The sequence below is a fragment of the Curtobacterium subtropicum genome (assembly GCF_030362975.1).
In the GTDB taxonomy this organism is placed as follows: Bacteria; Actinomycetota; Actinomycetes; order Actinomycetales; family Microbacteriaceae; genus Curtobacterium; species Curtobacterium subtropicum.
Genome location: NZ_JAUCMM010000001.1, coordinates 463,036 through 481,867 on the forward strand (window position 1 = coordinate 463,036; position 18,832 = coordinate 481,867).

The window sequence follows — 18,832 nt, forward strand, 5'->3', positions numbered from 1 at the left end:
CCCGGTCCGGCTGGGATCGCCGCGGCCTGCGCGCGGTCCCGACGCGACGCCGGTGGGGACCACGTGACGGACGGGAGGCTCGGCACCCGCCGGCACCGCGCCTCCCGTCCGTCGACCGGTCGCCCGACGGCGCGACCCGCGTCGCGCACGTCGGCCGACGGCATCACTCGCCCGCGGGGACCCCGTTCGGGTAGACCACCGACTTGAGCGAGGCCGGGTCGGTGTCGCTCTCGAGCGCCTCGCGGACGTCGTCGAGGCCGAAGCGCCCGGTGACGAGCGCGTCGAGGTCGACCTGGCCGGACGCGACCAGACCGATCGCGACCGGCCACGTGTTCGTGTAGCGGAAGATGCCGGTGACCGTCACCTCGAGGTTCTGGATGTGCTCGACCGGCAGCACCATCTCGGAGTTGCCGAGCCCGACGAGCACGGCGGCACCCGCCGGTCCGACCGCCTTGATGCCGTCGGACACGGCGCGGGGCGCACCGCTGGCGTCGATGAACGCGTCGACGGGGACGATGTCCGACGTGACGTCCACCGCGACGGGGTCGACGGCCTCGGTCGCACCGAAGGACAGCGCCCGTTCCCGGCGCTCGGGGACGAGGTCGCTGACGACGACACGGGTGGCACCGAACGCGCGGGCGACCTGCGCGCAGATGACGCCGATCGGACCGGCGCCGGCGATGAGGACGCTGGAGCCGGGGACGATGCCGGCCTTCCGCGCGGCGGCGATGCCGACGGACAGCGGTTCGAGCAGCGCGCCGGCCTCGAAGGACACCGTGTCGGGCAGGGTGTGCGCGAACTCGGCCTCGATCGTGACGTACTCGGCGAACGCGCCGTCGACCGGGGGCGTCGCGTAGAAGCGCATGTGCGGGCAGAGGTTGTAGCGGCCGGCCAGGCACTGCGCGCAGCGGTGGCAGGGGCGCTGGGGCTCGACGGCGACGCGCTCCCCGACCCGGCCGGGGTCGACGCCCTCGCCGACGGCGGCGATCGTCCCTGAGAGCTCGTGGCCGAGGACGAGGGGCTCCTCGACGACGAAGTCGCCGATGCGGCCGTGGCGGTAGTAGTGCACGTCGGAGCCGCACACGCCGACGGCGGCGACGCGGACGAGGACGTCACCCGGATCGACCTCGGGGACCGGGCGGTCCTCGATCGTCAGGTCCTCGGTGCCGAGCAGGACGCTCGCGCGCTGGGTGTCGGAGGTGGTGCTCATGCGGTTCTCGCTTCCTCGACCGCGTCGTCGCGGTCGGTCGTGGAGTGGTCGGTGTCGGTCGCGGGCGTCGCCGTGTCGGTCGTGCCGGCTGCGGTCGCGCCGATCGCGGTCGCGCCGATCGCGGTCGCGCCGGTCGCGGTGGTCGGGATCGCGGTGGGGACCGCGCCGTCGCGGAGCAGGTCGGCGAACCCGAGCTCGGCGGCACCCCGCACCAGGACGTCCCGCCCGAGTTCGGCGGGCACGATGCGCAGTCGGTCGGTCATCGCCGCCATCGTCTGCGCTCGCACGTCGTCCTCGACGCGGCCCCCGACGTGCCCGAGCAGCACCCCGAGGAACCCGCCGAGCACGACCACCTCGGGGTCGACGGTGTGGATGGCGTTCCGGATCGCCGTCGCGAGCGCGGTCACCTGCCGGTCGACGACCCGCTCGACCGCGTCGTGCCCCTCGGCGAGCGCCGCGGCGAGGGCGTCGAGGTCGTCGGGCGCGGTGCCGGTCACGGCGGTCAGGGCATCGCGGGACGCCTCGGTCTCCAGGCACCCGACGGCACCGCAGTGGCAGCGGACGCCGTTCGCCGCGACGAAGGTGTGTCCGAGCTCGCCCGCGTAGCCGTCGGCCCCGCTGAACGGTCGGCCGGCGCTGACGATCCCGCCGCCGATGCCGCTCGCGCCGCCGTTCAGGTACACGAGGTCGTCGACGCCGCGCGCGCTGCCGTAGAGCCGCTCCGCCCACGCGCCGAGGTTCGCGTCGTTCGCGGCGCGGACCGGCAGCCCGAGGTGCTCGGCGAGGGGGCCGGCGAAGGGCTCGTCCCGCCACCCGAGGTGCGGGGCGTCACGGACGACCCCGTCCTCGACCCGGACGATGCCCGGGACGGCGACGCCGACCCCGACGAGCCGCAGCTCCGGAGCTGCCCGCGCGGTCAGGACGCCGAGCAGCCGGGCGACGGCGTCGATCGCCACGACCGCGGTCGGGACGCTCGGCTGCGGCTCGACGAGCCGGTCGCGCACCGTGCCGTCGAGGGCGACGAGCACCACCGCGACGGTGTCGATCTCGACCGTGACCGCGGCGGCCACGACGTCGCCGGAGGCCCGGACGACGGCGCTCGGCCGACCGACCCCGGCGGGACGGTCGGCAGCCGCGGCTCCGGCGGCGGGGAACTCCTCGTGCACGAGCCCCCGTTCGACGAGCTCCCCGACGAGGGCGAGCACCGTCGAGCGGTTGAGCCCGGTGCTCCTGGTGAGTTCGGCGCGGGTGACGGGTCCGTCCTCGTGCACGATGCGGAGGACGCGCGCGACGTTGCCGGGCGTGGTCGTGGCCGGTCGGGCCATGGGTCCTCCTGTCGGTGGGGGGGGGTGGTGGTGGGTGGTCGGGCCCGAGTCTCGGGGCCAGCGACGTTCCTCGCGCTGATCAGGCCGAGGAACGTCGCTGGGTCCGAGTCTCGCGCACGCGCGGGGCCGCTCAGCGCGAGCGGGAGAACGCGGCGTCGAAGGCGGCGTCGGGCGGCGCGATCGTGCCGAGCCGGCGGACGAACGCCAGCGCCTCGGGGCCGCCGACGAGCCGGTCCATGCCGGCGTCCTCCCACTCGACGCTCGTCGGGCCGTCGTACCCGATGTGGTTCAGCACGCGGAACACGCGCTCCCACGGCACGTCCCCGTGCCCGGCGGACACGAAGTCCCACCCGCGGCGGGGATCGCCCCACGGCAGGTGCGACCCGAGTCGGCCGTTCCGCCCGTCGAGCTGCTTCACCGACTCCTTGCAGTGCACGTGGTACACCCGGTCGGCGAAGTCGAGCAGGAACGCGGCGGGGTCGAGGTCCTGCCAGACGAAGTGCGACGGGTCGAAGTTGAAGCCGAACGACGGCCGGTCCGCGAACACGTCGAGTGCTCGACGAGCCGTCCAGTAGTCGTAGGCGATCTCGGACGGGTGCACCTCGAGCGCGAAGCGGACGCCGACCTCCTCGAACACGTCGAGGATCGGCGACCAGCGGTCGTGGAAGTCCTGGTACCCGGCGTCGATCATGCTCGCCGGGACCGGCGGGAACCCGGCGACGGTCTTCCAGATCGACGACCCGGAGAAGCCCGTCACGGTGTCGACGCCGAGTGCCCTGGCCGCCCGCGCGGTCCACTGCAGCTCCTCGGCCGCCCGCTGCCGGACGCCCTCGGGATCGCCGTCACCCCACACGTGCGGCGCGAGGATGTCCTCGTGCCGCTGGTCGATCGGGTCGTCGCACACGGCCTGGCCGGTCAGGTGGTTCGCGATCGTCCAGACCTGCAGCCCGTTCCGTTCGAGGACGGCCTTCCGGTCCGCCACGTACTCCGGGTCCGTGGCGGCGCGGCGCACGTCCAGGTGGTCGCCCCAGCAGGCGATCTCCAGGCCGTCGTAGCCCCACTCGCCCGCCAGGCGTGCAACCTCCTCGAAGGGCAGGTCCGCCCACTGCCCGGTGAACAGGGTCACCGGCCTGGTCGACCGGGCACCGCCGTCCGGCCTGGAGGCGCTGCTCACCTCGGTCTCGCCGGTTCCGTCCGTCGTCGTCATCGTCGTCGTCCTTCCTCGCCTGTCGTGTCTCGTCCCGCGTCGTGCTGCTGCCGGGCCCGGTTGCTGCCGGGTCGTGCTGCTGCCGACTCGCGCTGCTGCCGAGTCTGGCTCACCAGGACCCGGGTGTGGCACCCGCCGGGACGGTGTCGGGCCGCTCGACCCGCGACCGGACCTCGACCACCGTGTGCTCACGGGCCGCGGTCGACACCGCCTCCATCACCTCGAGCACGTGGAACGCGAGCTCCCCGGACGCGCGGTGCGGACGGTCGGTCGCGATCGCGTGCGCCATGTCGGCGAGGCCGTACCCGCGCCCGGCGTCGGCGTACCCGGCGCCCGTCGGCAGGTCCCGCCACTCGCGGGTGGCGGCGTCGGCGACGGACACCGTGTCGGAGAACCGGTTCGGGTCGGGGACGCCGAGCGTGCCCGCGGTGCCGTACACCTCGAACAGCGGCGCACGGGTCGCCCAGACCTCGAACGACACCGTGACCGTGGAGACGACGCCGTCCGCGTGCTCGAGGACGGCGACCACGTGCGTGTCGATGTCCACCCGGAGCGGGGTGCCCGCCGCCGGCCCCGTCGCGATGGTGCGCGCACGGTCCGACCGGGTCGAGGAACCGCTGACCCGGACGACCGGACCGAAGAACGACACGAGGCTCGTCAGGTAGTACGGCCCCATGTCGAGCAGCGGGCCGCCGCCCGGCTGGTAGTAGAACGCGGGAGCCGGGTGCCAGAGTTCGTGCCCGGGTGCCGACCACGACACCGCGGCCCCGACCGGGGTGCCGATCGCGCCGCTGTCGAGCGCCTGGCGGGCGGTCTGGATCCCGGTCCCGAGCACGGTGTCCGGCGCGCTGCCGATCCGCAGGCCCGCGCGGCGGGCGAGGTCGAGCACGGGCTGCGCCTCGGCCGTCGACATCGCCAGCGGCTTCTCGCCGTAGACGTGCTTGCCGGCCTCGAGCGCCCGCGTGGCGATCTCGGCGTGCGCGGCCGGGATCGTCAGGTTGAGCACGACGTCGACGTCGTCCGCCGCGATGAGCTCGTCGACGCTCGTCCCCCGCACGCCCTGGGTCTCGCCCACGGCACGCGCCCGGTCGACGTCGATGTCCGCGACGGCGGTGAGCTCGAGCCCGGGCAGCGCCGGGAAGTGCTCGAAGTACTGCTGGCTGATGACGCCGACGCCGACGACCCCCACCCGCAACGGTCGGTCGTTCACCGGGCTGCCCACAGGAGTCCCCTCTCGATGATCGTGCGGAGCGGCTGCGACTCGACGACCTCGAGCCGGTGCCCGGGCGCCGAGACGAAGACGCGCCCCTGCCCCCACTGCCGGGTCCAGATCGCGGGCGCGGTGACCGGGCGGTTCCAGGCGTCGAAGTCCCGGGCCTCCTGCGTGGTCGTCGCCAGCACGTCGTTGTACTCGTCGGAGAGCACCCAGTACTGCTCGGTCACGAGGTCGAAGTCCTCGACGCCCTGCGTGATCGGGTGCTCGTGCCCCGCGTCGGTGATGTGCACCGTGTACGGGATGTAGTTGTCGGACTGCTCGCCGGTGCGCTCCGACGGGTGCTTGCCCGCGTGGTGCGCGAACTGCCCGCCGATCATGTGCAGGTAGTCGGCGGTGTTCCGGAAGGCGTCCGCGATCCCGCCGTGCCACCCGGCGAGCCCGGCGCCGCCGAGCACCGCCCGCTGCAGTCCGGCGAACTCGTCGTCCGCGATGGTCGACATCGTGACGATCTGCACGATCAGGTCGACGTCGGCCATCGCTGCCTCGTCGGCGTACACCGCCGTTGAGTCCGACACGTGGACGTCGAAGCCGTGGTCCCGCAGGAACGGGACGAACAGGTCGGTGGTCTCGACGGGCATGTGTCCGTCCCACCCGCCACGCACGACGAGGGCCTTCTTGTCCGGGGCCATCAGATCACCGTCCAGGCGCTGCCGTCGGCCGCACTGCGCTCGACCGCGTCGAGGACCCGCTGCACGTGGAGGCCGTCTGCGAACGACGGCTGCGGGTCGGTGCCCGCGACGATCGCCCGTACGAAGTCGGTGACCTGGTGGCTGAAGGTGTGCTCGTAGCCGATGAGGTGCCCGGTCGGCCACCACGCAGCCATCCACGGGTGCTCCGGCTCGGTGACGAGGATGCGCCGGAAGCCCTGCTCCCCCGCGGGCGCCGACGACTCGTACAGGCGCAGCTCGTTCATCGACTCGAGGTCGAACTGGATCGCACCCTCGGACCCGCTGACCTCGAGCGTCAGACCGTTCTTCCGGCCGGTCGCGTAGCGCGTGGCCTCGAAGGTGCCGATCGCACCCTCGGCAGCGCCGCCGGTCAGCCGACCGAGGAAGAACGCAGCGTCGTCGACGGTGACCTGCCCGCGTTCGCTCGACGCGGTGCCGGAGAGTCCGACGCCCTCGGCCATGAGCGGGCGCTCGTGCACGAAGGTCTCGAGCGTGCCGGACACGGTCGAGAGCTGTGCGCCCGTGACGTGCTCGACGAGGTCGATCGCGTGCGCGCCGATGTCGCCGAGCGAGCCCGAGCCGGCGAGCGCCTTGTCCAGGCGCCACGTCATCGGTCCGTCCTCGTCGGCCAACCAGTCCTGCAGGTAGAGCGCGCGGACCTGGCGGACCGTCCCGATCCTCCCGTCCGCGACCAGCTGCCGGGCGAACGCGACGGCGGGGACGCGGCGGTAGCTGAAGCCGACCATCGCGCGGACGCCGCGCTCGGCGGCGGCGGTGGCCGCAGCGGTCATCGCCTCGGCCTCGTCCACGGTGTTGGCGAGCGGCTTCTCGCACAGGACGTGCTTGCCGGCCTCCAGTGCGGCGATCGCGACCTCGACGTGCGAGGACCCGGGCGACACGATGTCGACGACGTCGATGTCGGGGTCCGCCACCACCTGCCGCCAGTCGGTCGACGCGGCCTGCCAGCCGTACTGTCGGCGCGCCGCCTCGGTGCGCTCGGCGTCACGGCCGACGACCACGGCCATCTCGGGCTCCACGCCGAGGTCGAAGAACCGCGGGGCGGTCCGCCACGCCTGGGAGTGCGCCGCTCCCATGAAGCCGTGCCCGACCATGGCGACGCGCAGTCGTCCCGGTCCGTGTCCGTCCTGTGCCATCCACTCGCTCCTTTGCGATCCGGTGTTGCCAGGATCCACCCTACCGCTTATGTTGGGCGCGGCAACATTTTGTTTCGACGACGAACGGTGATCCACCATGGCAACGACGCCCACCCGCGACGACAAGTTCTCCTTCGGTCTCTGGACCATCGGCTACAACGGCTCCGACCCGTTCGGCGGCCCGACCCGTCCCGCGCTGGACGTGGTCGAGGCGGTCGAGAAGCTCGACGAGCTCGGCGCCTACGGCCTGACCTTCCACGACGACGACCTGTTCGCGTTCGGCTCGACCGACGCCGAGCGCCAGGCGCAGATCGACCGCCTCAAGGGTGCGCTCGACTCCACCGGCATCATCGTGCCGATGGTCACGACGAACCTGTTCTCGGCGCCCGTCTTCAAGGACGGCGGCTTCACCTCGAACGACCGCGCCGTCCGTCGCTTCGCGCTCCGCAAGGTGCTCCGCAACCTCGACCTGGCCGCCGAGCTCGGTGCGAAGACATTCGTCATGTGGGGTGGCCGCGAGGGCTCGGAGTACGACTCCGCGAAGGACGTGCAGGCCGCGCTCGAGCGCTACCGCGAGGCCGTCAACCTGCTCGCCCAGTACGTCACCGACAAGGGCTACGACATCCGCTTCGCCATCGAGCCGAAGCCGAACGAGCCCCGCGGCGACATCCTCCTGCCGACCCTCGGCCACGCGATCGCCTTCACCGAGACGCTCGAGCGTCCGGAGCTGTTCGGCATCAACCCCGAGGTCGGCCACGAGCAGATGGCGGGCCTGAACTTCACGGCCGGCATCGCCCAGGCGCTCTACCAGGGCAAGCTCTTCCACATCGACCTCAACGGCCAGCGCGGCATCAAGTACGACCAGGACCTGGTGTTCGGCCACGGCGACCTGCAGAACGCCTTCTCGCTCGTCGACCTGCTCGAGCACGGCGCCCCGCAGGGTGGCCCGGCGTACGACGGCCCCCGTCACTTCGACTACAAGCCGAGCCGCACCGAGGACATCACCGGCGTCTGGGACTCGGCGCAGGCGAACATGCGCATGTACCTGCTCCTCAAGGAGCGCGCGCAGGCGTTCCGCGCCGACCCCGAGGTGCAGGAGGCCCTGTCCGCCGCCAAGGTCGACGAGCTGAGCACCCCGACGCTGAACAGCGGCGAGTCGTACGACGACTTCCTCGCCGACCGCTCGGCGTACGAGGACTTCGACGCCGACGCGTACTTCGGCGGCAAGGGCTTCGGCTTCGTGCGCCTGCAGCAGCTCGCGATCGAGCACCTCATGGGCGCGCGGAATTGAAGGCAGACGCGCCAGCGGCTGCATTCCGCGCGCTGAGGCGGCCTGCCGCCGAAGGGGCTGACGTCGTCGAGCGCCAGCTCGTCGCGGGCGTCGACTCGTCGACGCAGTCCTGCAAGGTCACCATCCGTGACGCGTCGACCGGCGCGGTCGTCCGGGAGGGCCGAACGGCCCACCCGGACGGCACGTCCGTCGACCCCCGCCACTGGTGGGACGCGCTCGGCTCGGCGATCGCGGACGCCGGCGGGCTCGACGACGTCGCCGCCGTCGCGGTCGCCGGGCAGCAGCACGGCATGGTCGCGCTCGACGCCGACGGTCGCGTGGTCCGCGACGCGCTCCTGTGGAACGACGTCCGCAGCGCCGACGCGGCCGCGCAGATGGTCGAGGAGCTCGGCCGGGAGGCATGGGTCGCCCGCACGGGTCTGGTCCCGGTGGCGTCGTTCACCGGCACCAAGCTGCGGTGGCTCCGCGACGCCGAGCCCGAGAACGCGGCACGCGTCGCCGCCGTCGCGCTCCCCCACGACTGGCTGTCGTGGCGACTGCGCGGGTACGGCCCGGCGGACGAGAGCCCGCTCGGCCCCGACCTCGACGCCCTGGCGACGGACGGCTCGGACGCCAGCGGTACCGGCTACTGGGACCCGGTGCGCCGGGAGTACGACGCGGAGCTGTTCGAGGCCGCGCTCGGTCGTCGCGCACGGGTCGCTGGGAACCAGGTTCCGGACGAGGAACCACGGCAGAGCGCGGTGCAGCGTCCGGAACCTGGTTCCGCGGGCTCCTCGGACGCGGTCGTGGTGCCGCGGGTCGTGGCCCCGGACGAGGCGATGGGCGCGCTCGAGGGCGACGTCGAGCTGCCCGGCGGTGCCGTCGCTCGTGCCGGACTCGTCGTCGGGCCGGGGCTCGGCGACAACGCCGGCGCGGCACTCGGCCTCGGGCTCGGCCCGGGCGACGTCGCGGTGTCCCTCGGTACCAGCGGGACGGTCTTCGGCGTCACCGACACCGAGGTGACGGACCCGAGCGGGACCGTGGCGGGCTTCGCCGACGGGACCGGGTCGCGCCTCCCGATCGTCACCACGCTCAACGCGGCCCGCGTGCTCGAGGTGATCGGCGGGCTCCTCTCCGTCGACCACGGCGAGCTCGGCGAGCTCGCGCTGCAGGCGCCGGCGGGGGCGGACGGGCTCGTGCTCGTGCCGTACTTCGTCGGCGAGCGCACGCCGAACCGGCCGGACGCGACCGCCTCGCTCGTGGGCATGACGCCCGCGACGACGGACCGGGCACACCTGGCCCGCGCCGCCGTCGAGGGCATGCTCTGCGCCCTGGCCGACGGGCTCGCCGCGGTCGAGGACACCGGCGTGCACGTGTCGCGGCTGCTGCTCATCGGTGGCGCGGCGCGGAACGAGGCCGTCCGGGCCGTCGCCGCGCAGGTGTTCGGCCGCGACGTGTCGATCCCGGAGCCCGGCGAGTACGTCGCCTCGGGTGCCGCGCGACAGGCCGCGTGGGTGCTGACCGGGAGCCTGCCGTCGTGGGAGGTCTCCGCGACGGTCGTGCCCGCGGACCCGCACCCCGAGGTGCTCGAGCAGTACCGCGCCGCCGCCCGCCAGTAGGACGAACCGCTCGTAGGAAGACGAACCGCTCGTAGGGTGCAGGAAGAACCGGCACCCTACGAGCGGTTCGACATCCCACGCGCGGAACAGCCCACGTCTCCCATCCCGGAAGGACCCCATGCCGCTCACCGACCTGCCCCTCGACCAGCTCCGCGCGTACCGCCCGACGGTCCGGCAGCCCGACGACCTCGACGCGTTCTGGGCGGACACGATCGCCGAGGCTCGGGCGGCCGGCGCCGGGACCGAGCCCGTGCTCGTCCCCGCCACCACGCCGGTCACCGCGCTCGACGTGCAGGACCTGACGTTCCCGGGCTTCGCCGGCGACCCGGTCCGTGCCTGGGTCTCGCGTCCGGTCGGCGCGACGGGTGACCTGCCCGCCGTCGTCGAGTTCATCGGGTACGGCGGCGGCCGGGGCCTGCCGGGCGAGCGGGTGTCGTGGGCCCTCGCCGGGTACGTGCACGTCGTGATGGACACCCGCGGTCAGGGCAGCGGCTGGGGTTCCGGCGGCGACACCCCGGACCCGCACGGCTCCGGCCCGAACGGCGGCGGGTGGATGGCGAGCGGCGTCGCCTCGCCCGCCGAGCACTACTACCGCCGCGTCTACACGGACGCCGTCCGGCTCGTCGACGCGGTCCGAGCGCTGCCCGGCGTCGACCGGGACCGCATCGCGCTGACCGGCGGCAGCCAGGGCGGGGGCATCGCGATCGCCGCTGCCGCCCTGGTCGAGGCGCACACCGCACCGCTCGTCGCCGTGATGCCCGACGTGGCGTTCCTGTCCGACTGGGAGCACGGCACCGACGTCGCCGTGGGCGGCCCCTACCGCGAGCTCGCCCAGTACCTGGCCGTGCACCGGGACGCGGTCGACACCGTGTGGGACACCACGGCCTACTTCGACGGCGTGAACCTGGCCGAGCGGATCACGGCCCCCGCGCTGTTCTCCGTCGCGCTCATGGACGACGTGGTGCCCCCGCGCACGACCTTCGCGGCGTACAACGCGCTCGCCTCGGCGGACAAGCACATCGAGGTCTACCCGTACAACGGCCACGAGGGCGGCGGCCACCGGCACTGGGAACGGCAGGCGGCGTTCCTGGCCGAGCGGCTGATCTAGGGGCTTACCTTGTTAACTTTATCAAGCCACAGATGGTCTTGATAAAGTTAACGCATGCGCTCCCCGGTCACGAACCCATTCCAGCCCGGTTCCGACATCGTCCCCGATGTGTGGGCCGGACGGGTCGAGCAGCTCTCCGACTGGCGTGACGTCGTCCGTCCACGTCGGCACGTCGGCCTCTACGAGACCGGGCGGACGATCCTCGGCGAGCCGGGGACGGGCAAGTCCAGTCTCGTTCGTCGGATCGCCCGTCACGCCATCGATGCCGGTGACTGGGTCACACCGCAGCTCCGGATGCCCGCGGGAGCCGATCCGCTCCGCATCGTCGCTGCGGCGCTCCTCCGTCTCGCGGACTCCGCCGGACTCCGGTCCTCGGCGCGGCAAGGCCTGCTCGACCTCTTCGCGCGGGTCGAGCAGCTCGCCGTCTCGGGGTTCTCGGTCACCGTCCGCCAGGGTCAGGGCCCGGAGGCGTTCACCAGTCTCTTCGAGCTGCTCGTCGAGATCGGGCAGGCAGCGATCGAGCAGGACAAGGTCGTCCTCGTCCACATCGACGAGGTGCAGAACATCTCGGACGAGGCGGCCCTCTCGCAGCTGCTCATCGCGCTCGGCGACGCCCTCGCCCACCAGGTCGACGTCGTCGCTCCCGGTGGGGTGGTGATCGAACGTTTCCTCCCGATCGCGGTCTACCTGACCGGGCTGCCCGACTTCGAGGACATGGCCGGGGCGCGGAAGGGCGCCACCTTCGCGCGACGCTTCCGCACCGTCACCCTCACCTCCATCGACGAGCCCGACCTCGCCCAGGCGCTCCAGCCGTTCGTGATCGACGGGTGGACGACACCGGCCGCAGACGGGTCGACCGAGGTCGTCCACATGACCCCGGACGCGGTCCGCGCCCTCATCGCGCTGTGCTGCGGTGAACCGTTCCTCTTCCAGCTCGCGGGCCAGCGGGCGTGGAACGCAAGCACCTCCCCGGTGATCACGGACGACGACGTCCGGAGCGGCTGGCAGGGGGCAGAGGGCGAGGCCTCCGCTCACGTCGAGCGCATCCTCAACCGGTTGCCGTCGCGGGAGCGGGAGTTCGTGGAGGCGATGGCCGCACTCGATCCCTCGGAACGGACACTGACCACCATCGCCGAACGGATGGGCCTCCCGTCGGCCGCGAACGTCGGCCCGTTCTCGCAGCGGTTGGACACGGTGCGGGGCATCATCGTCCGCGGCAAGCCCTACTCGTTCCGCAACCGTGCCGTCGAGGCCTACCTGTCCACGGACTGGCCGCACGTGCGCTGATCCGCGACGGCCGCCGGAACGCCGCGACGCGCACTGCACCACGGATTCCCGGCGGTGAGGCGCAGACTGGCTCTCGCATGCGTACCGATCCCCGAACACCCACCGCTACTGCGACCGCGCAGCACGGCGCCGTCGTCGACGACGCGGTCGAGCTGTTCGAGGGCGTCTACAGCAGTCACGACATCAACGTCGGGCAACCGGTGTCCGACGGGTTCTCCTACCGCTACCGCGCGGTCGGCGACGACCGGGTCACCATCGCGACGTCGGCGGTCGCCGCGCACCGGTGGGGCACGATCAACCCCGGACGGCAGTACACCCTGGCCTGGGCCACCGGACCGGGCATGGTGCTCGACGCCGACCGCCGCGACCCGATCACGATGCACCCGAACGTCCCCGTCACGTATCCGGTGGGGCGCCCCTTCGTGTTCGACGCCGCGCCGGCGGTCCAGCACGTGGTCCGCTTCGACGCCGACTTCCTCGAGTCGGTCTCGGGCGCGCTCCGCGGTGACCTCCCCGGCCCGCTCGACCTCCGGACGACCGCCGACCAGGCCGCCCTGCCCGCGCTGCGCCGCACGATCGCCGGTGCCGCGGCGACGCTGTGGGACCCGTCCGCCCTGCCGTCCGTCCGGGACACGCAGCACCGGAGGATCGCCGAGGCCGTCCTCGCGGCCTTCGACCAGACCCCGCCGTCGGGCGTCGCGGCGGCCGGGCACGGAGCGGTCCGGGCCGCCCAGGAGTGGATCGCCGCGAACGCCCACCGCCCGCTGACGACCGCCGACGTCTGCCGCGTGACCGGTCTCAGTGCCAGGGGCCTGCAGGCGGCCTTCCACCGGGCGGGTGCGACGAGCCCGATGCAGTTCCTGCGCGACGTCCGCCTGCACCGCATCCGCACCGCGCTCGAGGCCGCGGACCCGACGTCCACCACGGTCGCCGAGGTCGCGAGAGCGTGGGGTTTCGCCCACCTCGGCCGGTTCGCGGGCACCTACGCCGGCGTCTTCGGCGAGCGCCCCTCGAGCACCCTGCAGCGACGCGTGACGCCGCCGACGGGTCAGTCCCCGAGCAGCGCTCCGACGGCGTCCACCACGACCTGACGGCGACGCTGCGGCACCACCGCGGCGACCGAGGCGGCGGCCTCCGGCGGGAGCGTCGGCCAGACCCGGGCGAGCTGGACGACGAGTCCGTACAGCACCGCGGGACGGAAGCGTCGCGGGAGCACCCCGGCGCGCTGGGCCCGTTCGATCTCGGCGACCGCGTCGGCGTACTGCTCGGCGAGCGCCTCGACCGGCACGTCCGGCCGCTCGAGTCGGTGCCAGGTCGCGAGACGTTCCACCCACGGACGCTCGACGAGGACGTCGTGCAGGCGCCCGGCCCACGCGGCCAGGTCGGCGGTGTCGAGCGGCGCAGCGTCGTGCACCGCCGTCAGCTCGCTCGTCAGCAGCGCGTCGAAGAGCCCGTCCTTGCCGCCGAAGTAGTGGAAGACCTGCGCCTTGGTGCTGCCGACCCCGGCCGCGAGGCGCTCGACCCGCGCCCCGGCCAACCCGTGGGCGGCGAACTCGTCGCGGGCGGCGGCGAGCAGGGTCGCGCGCATCGCGTCGGCAGCGGGGGGCGTGAAGCGGGCCATGCCGGACACGGTACCGACCCACGGTGCGGTCCCGACGACGACGCGGCGATCCGGGACGGACGGGAGGCCCGTGGCGGCGTCGCCACGGGCCTCCCGTCCGTCCGTGCTCGGGTCGGCTACTCCGCCGTCTCGTCGTCCTCTTCGGGGTTGAAGTGCGAGTCGTCCCCGGCGAAGCCGGCGGCGACGCCCTCGGGGTGCGCGGGGATGGTGCCGTCCTCGCCGAGGCCGTCGGGCTTCTCGGTGCCTTCGGGGTCGTTGGTGGTGTCGCGCGGGTCGTGTGCGTCGGACATGGCGTGCTCCTTCACGGTGTGAGGAGGGCCACGGTACCCACGCTCCCCCGGGGTTCCCGGGACGGTGTCGGATCCCGGACCTCCCGGTGCGGTCACCGGCCGTGTAGCCTCACGACCACCGAGACCAGGAGGGGTGTCATGGGGGAACAGGACCGCGACCGACCGTGGGGCGACGACGCGTTCGAGCACCCGCGGAAGCGGGGCTGGTTCGCGACGGCCGTGCGCATCGTGACGCGCTCCGTCACCGCCGTGGGTGCAGCGCGGAACGGCGGGCAGGCACCGCGGCAGCTGCCGCTCGACCCGCCGCCGGGTCGGTACGACCACCGCCCCTGACGGCGTCGCGTCCGGCTCCGTCCGTGGTCGGAGCCGCGTCCCGCTCCGTCCGTGTGAGGTTTCGAGTGATCGCGGAGTGCGCCGAGCGGCCTGCCGGACGAGCGCGGCGCGATCCGGGCAGGTTGGCTGATCGCAGGTCGCCGGAACCACCGGCGCGCGACCCGAGAGGCCACGATGGACTGGCAGTTCGACGGCATCCCCCTGCACCCGCTCCTCGTGCACCTGACCACGGTCAGCGTCCCGGTGGCGGCCCTCACCGCGATCGTGACCGCGGCGTGGCCGGCGGCCCGACGGTGGCTCGCGGTCGGCGCACCGGTCATCGCCCTGGTGGCGCTCGTCTCGGTGCCGCTCGCGACGTCGTCCGGTGAGTGGCTCGAGCACCGCGAGAAGGAGACCGCGCTGCTCGAGCGGCACACCGAGCTCGCCGACGGGCTGCTGCCGTGGTCGATCGCCGTCTTCGTGCTGCTGACGCTGTGGTGGGGCTGGCACCGCTTCGCCGCCCCGCGGGTGACGAACGACGGAGTGGCGCGTGCGGTCGGCATCGTCGGCCCGGTGCTGCTCGTCGCCGCCGGCATCGGTTCGCTCGTCGAGGTCGTCGTCATCGGCCACGCCGGCGCCGTCTCGGTCTGGAAGGGCTGACAGGACCCTCCGCCGTGTTGCGCACCGTTCCCGCCGTCCTCACAGCGGCGAGGCGGAGCGTGACGGGCGACCCCCGCGTTCCGCGGACAGTCATCGAACAGGAGCAGCGTTGAGCGACGACAGCACGACCGGCACGGACGACACCGGCCAGCAGCACGACGGCCACCACGACACCGCGACCCCGCAGGGGTCCTCCTTCCACGGCAGCCACGCCCGTGACGCCGACGGCACGGACACCTGCAGCTTCCACATGGCCGGCTCGTTGCCGGCCGGGGGCGACCACCTCGGCGGCACGTTCGGCCAGGCGCCGTCGTCGCTGGAGGGCTGGTACCCGCAGCGGCTCCGCGTCGAGCTGCTGCACCGCAACGGGATCGACGCCGACCCGCTCGGCGCGGACTTCGACTACGCGGCGGCCTTCGCCACGATCGACCTCGAGGAGCTCAAGCGCGACATCAAGCAGCTGCTCACGACCTCGGTCGACTGGTGGCCCGCCGACTACGGCAACTACGGCCCGCAGATGATCCGCATGGCCTGGCACGCCGCCGGCACCTACCGGATCGCGGACGGCCGCGGCGGCGCGGGCACCGCGATGCAGCGCTTCGCCCCGATCAGCAGCTGGTGGGACAACGGCAACACCGACAAGTCGCGCCGCCTGCTCCAGCCGATCAAGCACAAGTACGGCAACGCGCTCTCGTGGGCCGACCTCATGGTCCTCACCGGCAACTGCGCGCTCGAGCTGATGGGCCTGCCGACGTACGGCTTCGGCGGCGGTCGCCTCGACGCTTGGGAGCCGGACGAGGGCACCTGGTGGGGTCCGGAGGTCTGGGACCCGCACCACGTCGAGAGCCAGGACGACATGGTGCAGCGCGACGAGCGGTGGACCGGCGAGAACGGCGACGCCGACTACGACCTGCAGAGCCCCCTCGCCGCGTCCCACCAGGCCCTCATCTACGTCAACCCCGAGGGCCCGTACGCGAACGGCGACCCGATGGGCTCGGCGCGGGACATCCGCATCACCTTCAGCCGGATGGCGATGAACGACGAGGAGACCGTCGCCCTGATCGCCGGCGGCCACGCGTTCGGCAAGAGCCACGGCCAAGTACCGGCCGCCGAGATCGGCCCGCCGCCGGAGATCGCCCCGATCGAGGCGATGGGCCTCGGCTGGCACAACCCGCAGGGTGCCGGCAACGGCAAGGACACCATGACGAACGGCATCGAGGGCAGCTGGACCCAGGACCCGACCCGCTGGGACAACAGCTACCTCGAGAACCTGTTCGGCCACGAGTGGGAGCAGACGAAGAGCCCCGCGGGCGCCCTGCAGTGGACGCCGAAGGACCCCGACGCCCCGCGCACCCCGGACGCCCACGTGCCCGGCGAGACGCACGCGCTCATGATGATGACCTCGGACATCGCGCTGAAGGTCGACCCGGCCTACCGCGAGGTGTGCGAGCGCTTCCTCGCCGACTTCGACCTGTTCACGACGGCGTTCTCGAAGGCCTGGTACAAGCTGACGCACCGCGACATGGGGCCGAAGCACCGCTACCTCGGCCCGGAGACGACGATCTCGGACGACCTGCTCTGGCAGGACCCGCTGCCCGACGCGGTCGGCGCGCCGCTGACCGACGCGGACGTCGACGCGCTCCGGCAGGCGATCCGCGCGACCGGCACCGCGGTGTCCGACCTGGTCGTCACCGCGTACTCGGCTGCCTCGACCTACCGCGACAGCGACAAGCGCGGCGGCGCGAACGGCGGGCGGATCGCGCTCGCCCCGCAGAAGGACTGGCCGATCAACCAGCGCACCGTCCCCGTCGTCGAGACGCTGCGCGGCGTCAAGGCGACGTTCGAGCAGGGCGGCAAGCACGTCTCCCTCGCCGACCTCGTGGTCCTGGCGGGCTGCGTCGGGGTCGAGGACGCCGCGCGCGCCGCCGGCGTCGATGTCTCGGTGCCGTTCACACCGGGCCGCGTCGACGCCTCGCAGGAGCAGACCGACATCGAGATGTTCGAGTGGCTCCGGCCGATCGCCGACGGGTTCCGGAACCACGTGTCCGAGCGCTTCGCGGACTTCGCCCCCGGTGTCGCTCCGGAGGCCGTGTTCCTGGACCGGGCGAACCTCATGACACTGACCGCCCCGGAGTGGACGGTGCTCACCGGCGGGCTGCGGGTGCTCGGTGCGAACTGGGACGGCTCGTCGACGGGTGTCCTGACCGACCGGGTCGGCGCGCTGACGACGGACTTCTTCGTCAACCTGACGGACACCGACCTGGTGTGGAAGAAGACCGACGACACCGAGACGACCTTCACCGGGACCGTGCAGGCCACCGGTGAGGAGCGCTGGACGGCGTCGCGGAACGACCTGGTGTTCGGCTCGAACGCACAGCTCCGCTCGATCGTCGACGTCTACGCCGGCAGCGACGGCCAGGAGCGCTTCGTGCGGGACTTCGTCGCCGCGTGGGACAAGGTCATGATGCTCGACCGCTACGACGTGAAGGGGCACCGCCGGTACGGCCCGATGGCCGCCTGACCCGGACGGCTCCTCGCGCGGTCAGGCGCGGCCGAGGACGACGACCGTGACGTCGTCCTCGGCCCGTTCGGCCGCGCGCAGCCGAACCGTCTCGAGGAAGGCGTCGACACCGGGCGCAGCGCGCAGGGTGCGCGCGAGGTCGAGGAGCGTGTCGATCGTGCCGTCGCCCAGGTCCAGGGCGCCGTCGCTCACGACGACGAGGGCGTCGCCGGGTGCCAGGACCGTGCTCGACGCGTGCCGCGGGGTCCCCTCGGGGTGCAGCCCGAGCGGCAGACCGCGCGACCGGAGCACCCTCGGCGCCCCGTCCGCCGGGACGTGCACCGCCAGACCGTGGCCGGCGTCCAGCACGTCGACGACCCCGCTGTCCGGGTCGAGCCTGGCGTGGAACAGGGTGGCGAAGGCGCTCGCTCGGCCGAGGTCCTCGGCGAGGGCGGGTTCGACGGCGGCGACCGCGGCCACGGGCGCGACGGTCCGGTGCTGGCGGAGGGCGGCGCGGATGCCCGCCGCGAGCAGCGCCGCCGGCTGCTCCTTGCCCATCACGTCGGCGAGGGTCAGCACGAGGTCGCCGTCGACCACGGACCAGTCGTGCAGGTCACCGCTGAGGTCCCCGTAGGGCACCGTGACCGCCGCGATGCGGTACCCCGCGGGTGCGACGGTGCTCGGCGCGAGTGCGGTGGCGACCTCGAGCAGACGGTCGTGGTGCAGCCCCTGCCCGAGGGCACGCTCAGCCCAGTGCCCGAGGTCGATGAGCGCGGCGGTGTCCTGCGGGGAGAACGCCCGCGGTCGGGTGTCCATCAGGCAGAGGGTCCCGACGGGCTCCCCGCCGGCGATGGTCAGCGGCACACCCGCGTAGAACCGGATGCCGCGCCGCGTGACACCCGGCAGGTCGACGGTCCGGGGGTCGGCCGTGGTGTCCGGCACGATCGTCGGCTCCGCCTGCTGCACCGTCAGCTGGCAGAAGGACCACCCGACCGGCCCGGAGACGATCTCGTCGGGCACGTTCGGGGTGAGGGTGTGCAGCAGGTCGTCGTCGAGCACGTTGACGTAGGACAGCGGCACGTCGAAGACCTCGCGCGCGACCCGGACGATGCGCTCGAACCGCTCCGACGGCGCCGCGTCGACGACGTCGAGCGCCGCCACGAGCGCGCTGCGCACGCGTGCCTGGTCGTCGGTGCTCACGGGTGTCGTCCTCCTCCTGGTCCACCGGGGCCGCGGTGCGTGGTGGCACACCGTGGGACGCGGTCCCCGTGGAAGACTCGTTCCACCGTACCGGCCCGACGTCGGCGGGCTCACGGGCGCCGCCG

General features: G+C 73.2%; 17 protein-coding genes. 8 read left to right on the forward strand and 9 right to left on the reverse strand.

What is annotated here, in order from left to right; all coding sequences use genetic code 11:
* Positions 1-163: 163 nt before the first annotated feature.
* The 6 genes from QUG98_RS02100 to QUG98_RS02125 form a co-directional block, all read right to left on the reverse strand.
* Positions 164-1,210 (reverse strand): NAD(P)-dependent alcohol dehydrogenase, encoded by a 1,047-nt coding sequence (locus tag QUG98_RS02100; protein ID WP_289468975.1) that lies wholly within the window; start codon positions 1,208-1,210, stop codon positions 164-166.
* On the reverse strand, positions 1,207-2,535 hold the full coding sequence (locus QUG98_RS02105; RefSeq protein WP_289468976.1) for an ROK family transcriptional regulator: 1,329 nt from the start codon (positions 2,533-2,535) through the stop codon (positions 1,207-1,209). The genes QUG98_RS02100 and QUG98_RS02105 overlap by 4 nt, the downstream gene beginning before the upstream one ends.
* Before the next feature lie 130 nt (positions 2,536-2,665).
* Positions 2,666-3,742 carry a sugar phosphate isomerase/epimerase family protein gene (locus tag QUG98_RS02110; RefSeq protein ID WP_289468977.1) on the reverse strand — a complete coding sequence of 359 codons (1,077 nt, stop codon included), beginning with the start codon at positions 3,740-3,742 and terminating at the stop codon, positions 2,666-2,668.
* 109 nt (positions 3,743-3,851) lie between these two features.
* Entirely contained in the window at positions 3,852-4,964 is a 1,113-nt protein-coding gene (locus QUG98_RS02115) for a Gfo/Idh/MocA family protein (protein WP_289468978.1), read from the reverse strand.
* A complete protein-coding gene (locus tag QUG98_RS02120; protein WP_289468979.1) occupies positions 4,949-5,647 on the reverse strand; it encodes a ThuA domain-containing protein in 699 nt (232 codons plus the stop codon). The genes QUG98_RS02115 and QUG98_RS02120 overlap by 16 nt, the downstream gene beginning before the upstream one ends.
* Positions 5,647-6,840, reverse strand: coding sequence for a Gfo/Idh/MocA family protein (locus tag QUG98_RS02125; protein ID WP_289468980.1), 1,194 nt, complete (start codon positions 6,838-6,840; stop codon positions 5,647-5,649). The genes QUG98_RS02120 and QUG98_RS02125 overlap by 1 nt, the downstream gene beginning before the upstream one ends.
* A gap of 97 nt (positions 6,841-6,937) precedes the next feature.
* Here QUG98_RS02125 and xylA point away from each other — a divergent pair, with 97 nt between their 5' ends.
* The 5 genes from xylA to QUG98_RS02150 all read left to right on the forward strand — a co-directional run bounded on the left by xylA (position 6,938) and on the right by QUG98_RS02150 (position 13,215).
* The gene (xylA, locus tag QUG98_RS02130) at positions 6,938-8,131 is read left to right on the forward strand and encodes a xylose isomerase (RefSeq protein WP_289468981.1); all 1,194 of its coding nucleotides are present in this window, start codon (positions 6,938-6,940) and stop codon (positions 8,129-8,131) included.
* A 32-nt stretch (positions 8,132-8,163) separates the two neighbouring features.
* Positions 8,164-9,729, forward strand: coding sequence for a xylulokinase (locus QUG98_RS02135; RefSeq protein WP_289469184.1), 1,566 nt, complete (start codon positions 8,164-8,166; stop codon positions 9,727-9,729).
* A gap of 118 nt (positions 9,730-9,847) precedes the next feature.
* Positions 9,848-10,837, forward strand: a complete 990-nt coding sequence (locus QUG98_RS02140) for an acetylxylan esterase (RefSeq protein ID WP_289468982.1) — start codon at positions 9,848-9,850, stop codon at positions 10,835-10,837.
* Positions 10,838-10,891: 54 nt separating this feature from the next.
* On the forward strand, positions 10,892-12,124 hold the full coding sequence (locus QUG98_RS02145) for an ATP-binding protein (RefSeq protein ID WP_289468983.1): 1,233 nt from the start codon (positions 10,892-10,894) through the stop codon (positions 12,122-12,124).
* Positions 12,125-12,201: 77 nt separating this feature from the next.
* A complete protein-coding gene (locus tag QUG98_RS02150) occupies positions 12,202-13,215 on the forward strand; it encodes a helix-turn-helix domain-containing protein (protein WP_289468984.1) in 1,014 nt (337 codons plus the stop codon).
* Here QUG98_RS02150 and QUG98_RS02155 read toward each other — a convergent pair.
* Together QUG98_RS02155 and QUG98_RS02160 are read right to left on the reverse strand one after the other, a co-directional pair.
* Positions 13,173-13,745, reverse strand: coding sequence for a TetR/AcrR family transcriptional regulator (locus QUG98_RS02155; protein WP_289468985.1), 573 nt, complete (start codon positions 13,743-13,745; stop codon positions 13,173-13,175). The two genes, QUG98_RS02150 and QUG98_RS02155, sit on opposite strands and share 43 nt — an antisense overlap.
* Before the next feature lie 116 nt (positions 13,746-13,861).
* Positions 13,862-14,035 (reverse strand): hypothetical protein, encoded by a 174-nt coding sequence (locus tag QUG98_RS02160; protein ID WP_289468986.1) that lies wholly within the window; start codon positions 14,033-14,035, stop codon positions 13,862-13,864.
* 138 nt (positions 14,036-14,173) lie between these two features.
* On the opposite strand from QUG98_RS02160, the gene QUG98_RS02165 reads away from it, so the two are divergent.
* From QUG98_RS02165 to katG, 3 genes are all read left to right on the forward strand, one after another.
* Positions 14,174-14,368 carry a hypothetical protein gene (locus QUG98_RS02165; protein ID WP_289468987.1) on the forward strand — a complete coding sequence of 65 codons (195 nt, stop codon included), beginning with the start codon at positions 14,174-14,176 and terminating at the stop codon, positions 14,366-14,368.
* Between the two features lie 174 nt (positions 14,369-14,542).
* Positions 14,543-15,007: a DUF2231 domain-containing protein gene (locus tag QUG98_RS02170; RefSeq protein ID WP_289468988.1), complete on the forward strand. Its 465-nt coding sequence runs from the start codon at positions 14,543-14,545 to the stop codon at positions 15,005-15,007.
* Positions 15,008-15,116: 109 nt separating this feature from the next.
* Positions 15,117-17,528 carry a catalase/peroxidase HPI gene (gene katG / locus QUG98_RS02175; protein WP_289468989.1) on the forward strand — a complete coding sequence of 804 codons (2,412 nt, stop codon included), beginning with the start codon at positions 15,117-15,119 and terminating at the stop codon, positions 17,526-17,528.
* 21 nt (positions 17,529-17,549) lie between these two features.
* Here katG and QUG98_RS02180 read toward each other — a convergent pair whose 3' ends face one another.
* On the reverse strand, positions 17,550-18,707 hold the full coding sequence (locus QUG98_RS02180) for a PP2C family protein-serine/threonine phosphatase (protein ID WP_289468990.1): 1,158 nt from the start codon (positions 18,705-18,707) through the stop codon (positions 17,550-17,552).
* Positions 18,708-18,832 lie beyond the last annotated feature (125 nt).

Coding starts and splice junctions, on each gene's coding strand:
- QUG98_RS02100 (WP_289468975.1), bottom strand. CDS start 1,210: ATGAGCACCACCTCCGACACCCAGCGCGCGAGCGTCCTGCTCGGCACC.
- QUG98_RS02110 (WP_289468977.1), bottom strand. CDS start 3,742: ATGACGACGACGGACGGAACCGGCGAGACCGAGGTGAGCAGCGCCTCC.
- QUG98_RS02155 (WP_289468985.1), bottom strand. CDS start 13,745: ATGGCCCGCTTCACGCCCCCCGCTGCCGACGCGATGCGCGCGACCCTG.
- QUG98_RS02170 (WP_289468988.1), top strand. CDS start 14,543: ATGGACTGGCAGTTCGACGGCATCCCCCTGCACCCGCTCCTCGTGCAC.
- QUG98_RS02150 (WP_289468984.1), top strand. CDS start 12,202: ATGCGTACCGATCCCCGAACACCCACCGCTACTGCGACCGCGCAGCAC.
- QUG98_RS02120 (WP_289468979.1), bottom strand. CDS start 5,647: ATGGCCCCGGACAAGAAGGCCCTCGTCGTGCGTGGCGGGTGGGACGGA.
- QUG98_RS02140 (WP_289468982.1), top strand. CDS start 9,848: ATGCCGCTCACCGACCTGCCCCTCGACCAGCTCCGCGCGTACCGCCCG.
- QUG98_RS02125 (WP_289468980.1), bottom strand. CDS start 6,840: ATGGCACAGGACGGACACGGACCGGGACGACTGCGCGTCGCCATGGTC.
- QUG98_RS02160 (WP_289468986.1), bottom strand. CDS start 14,035: ATGTCCGACGCACACGACCCGCGCGACACCACCAACGACCCCGAAGGC.
- xylA (WP_289468981.1), top strand. CDS start 6,938: ATGGCAACGACGCCCACCCGCGACGACAAGTTCTCCTTCGGTCTCTGG.
- QUG98_RS02165 (WP_289468987.1), top strand. CDS start 14,174: ATGGGGGAACAGGACCGCGACCGACCGTGGGGCGACGACGCGTTCGAG.
- QUG98_RS02105 (WP_289468976.1), bottom strand. CDS start 2,535: ATGGCCCGACCGGCCACGACCACGCCCGGCAACGTCGCGCGCGTCCTC.
- QUG98_RS02145 (WP_289468983.1), top strand. CDS start 10,892: ATGCGCTCCCCGGTCACGAACCCATTCCAGCCCGGTTCCGACATCGTC.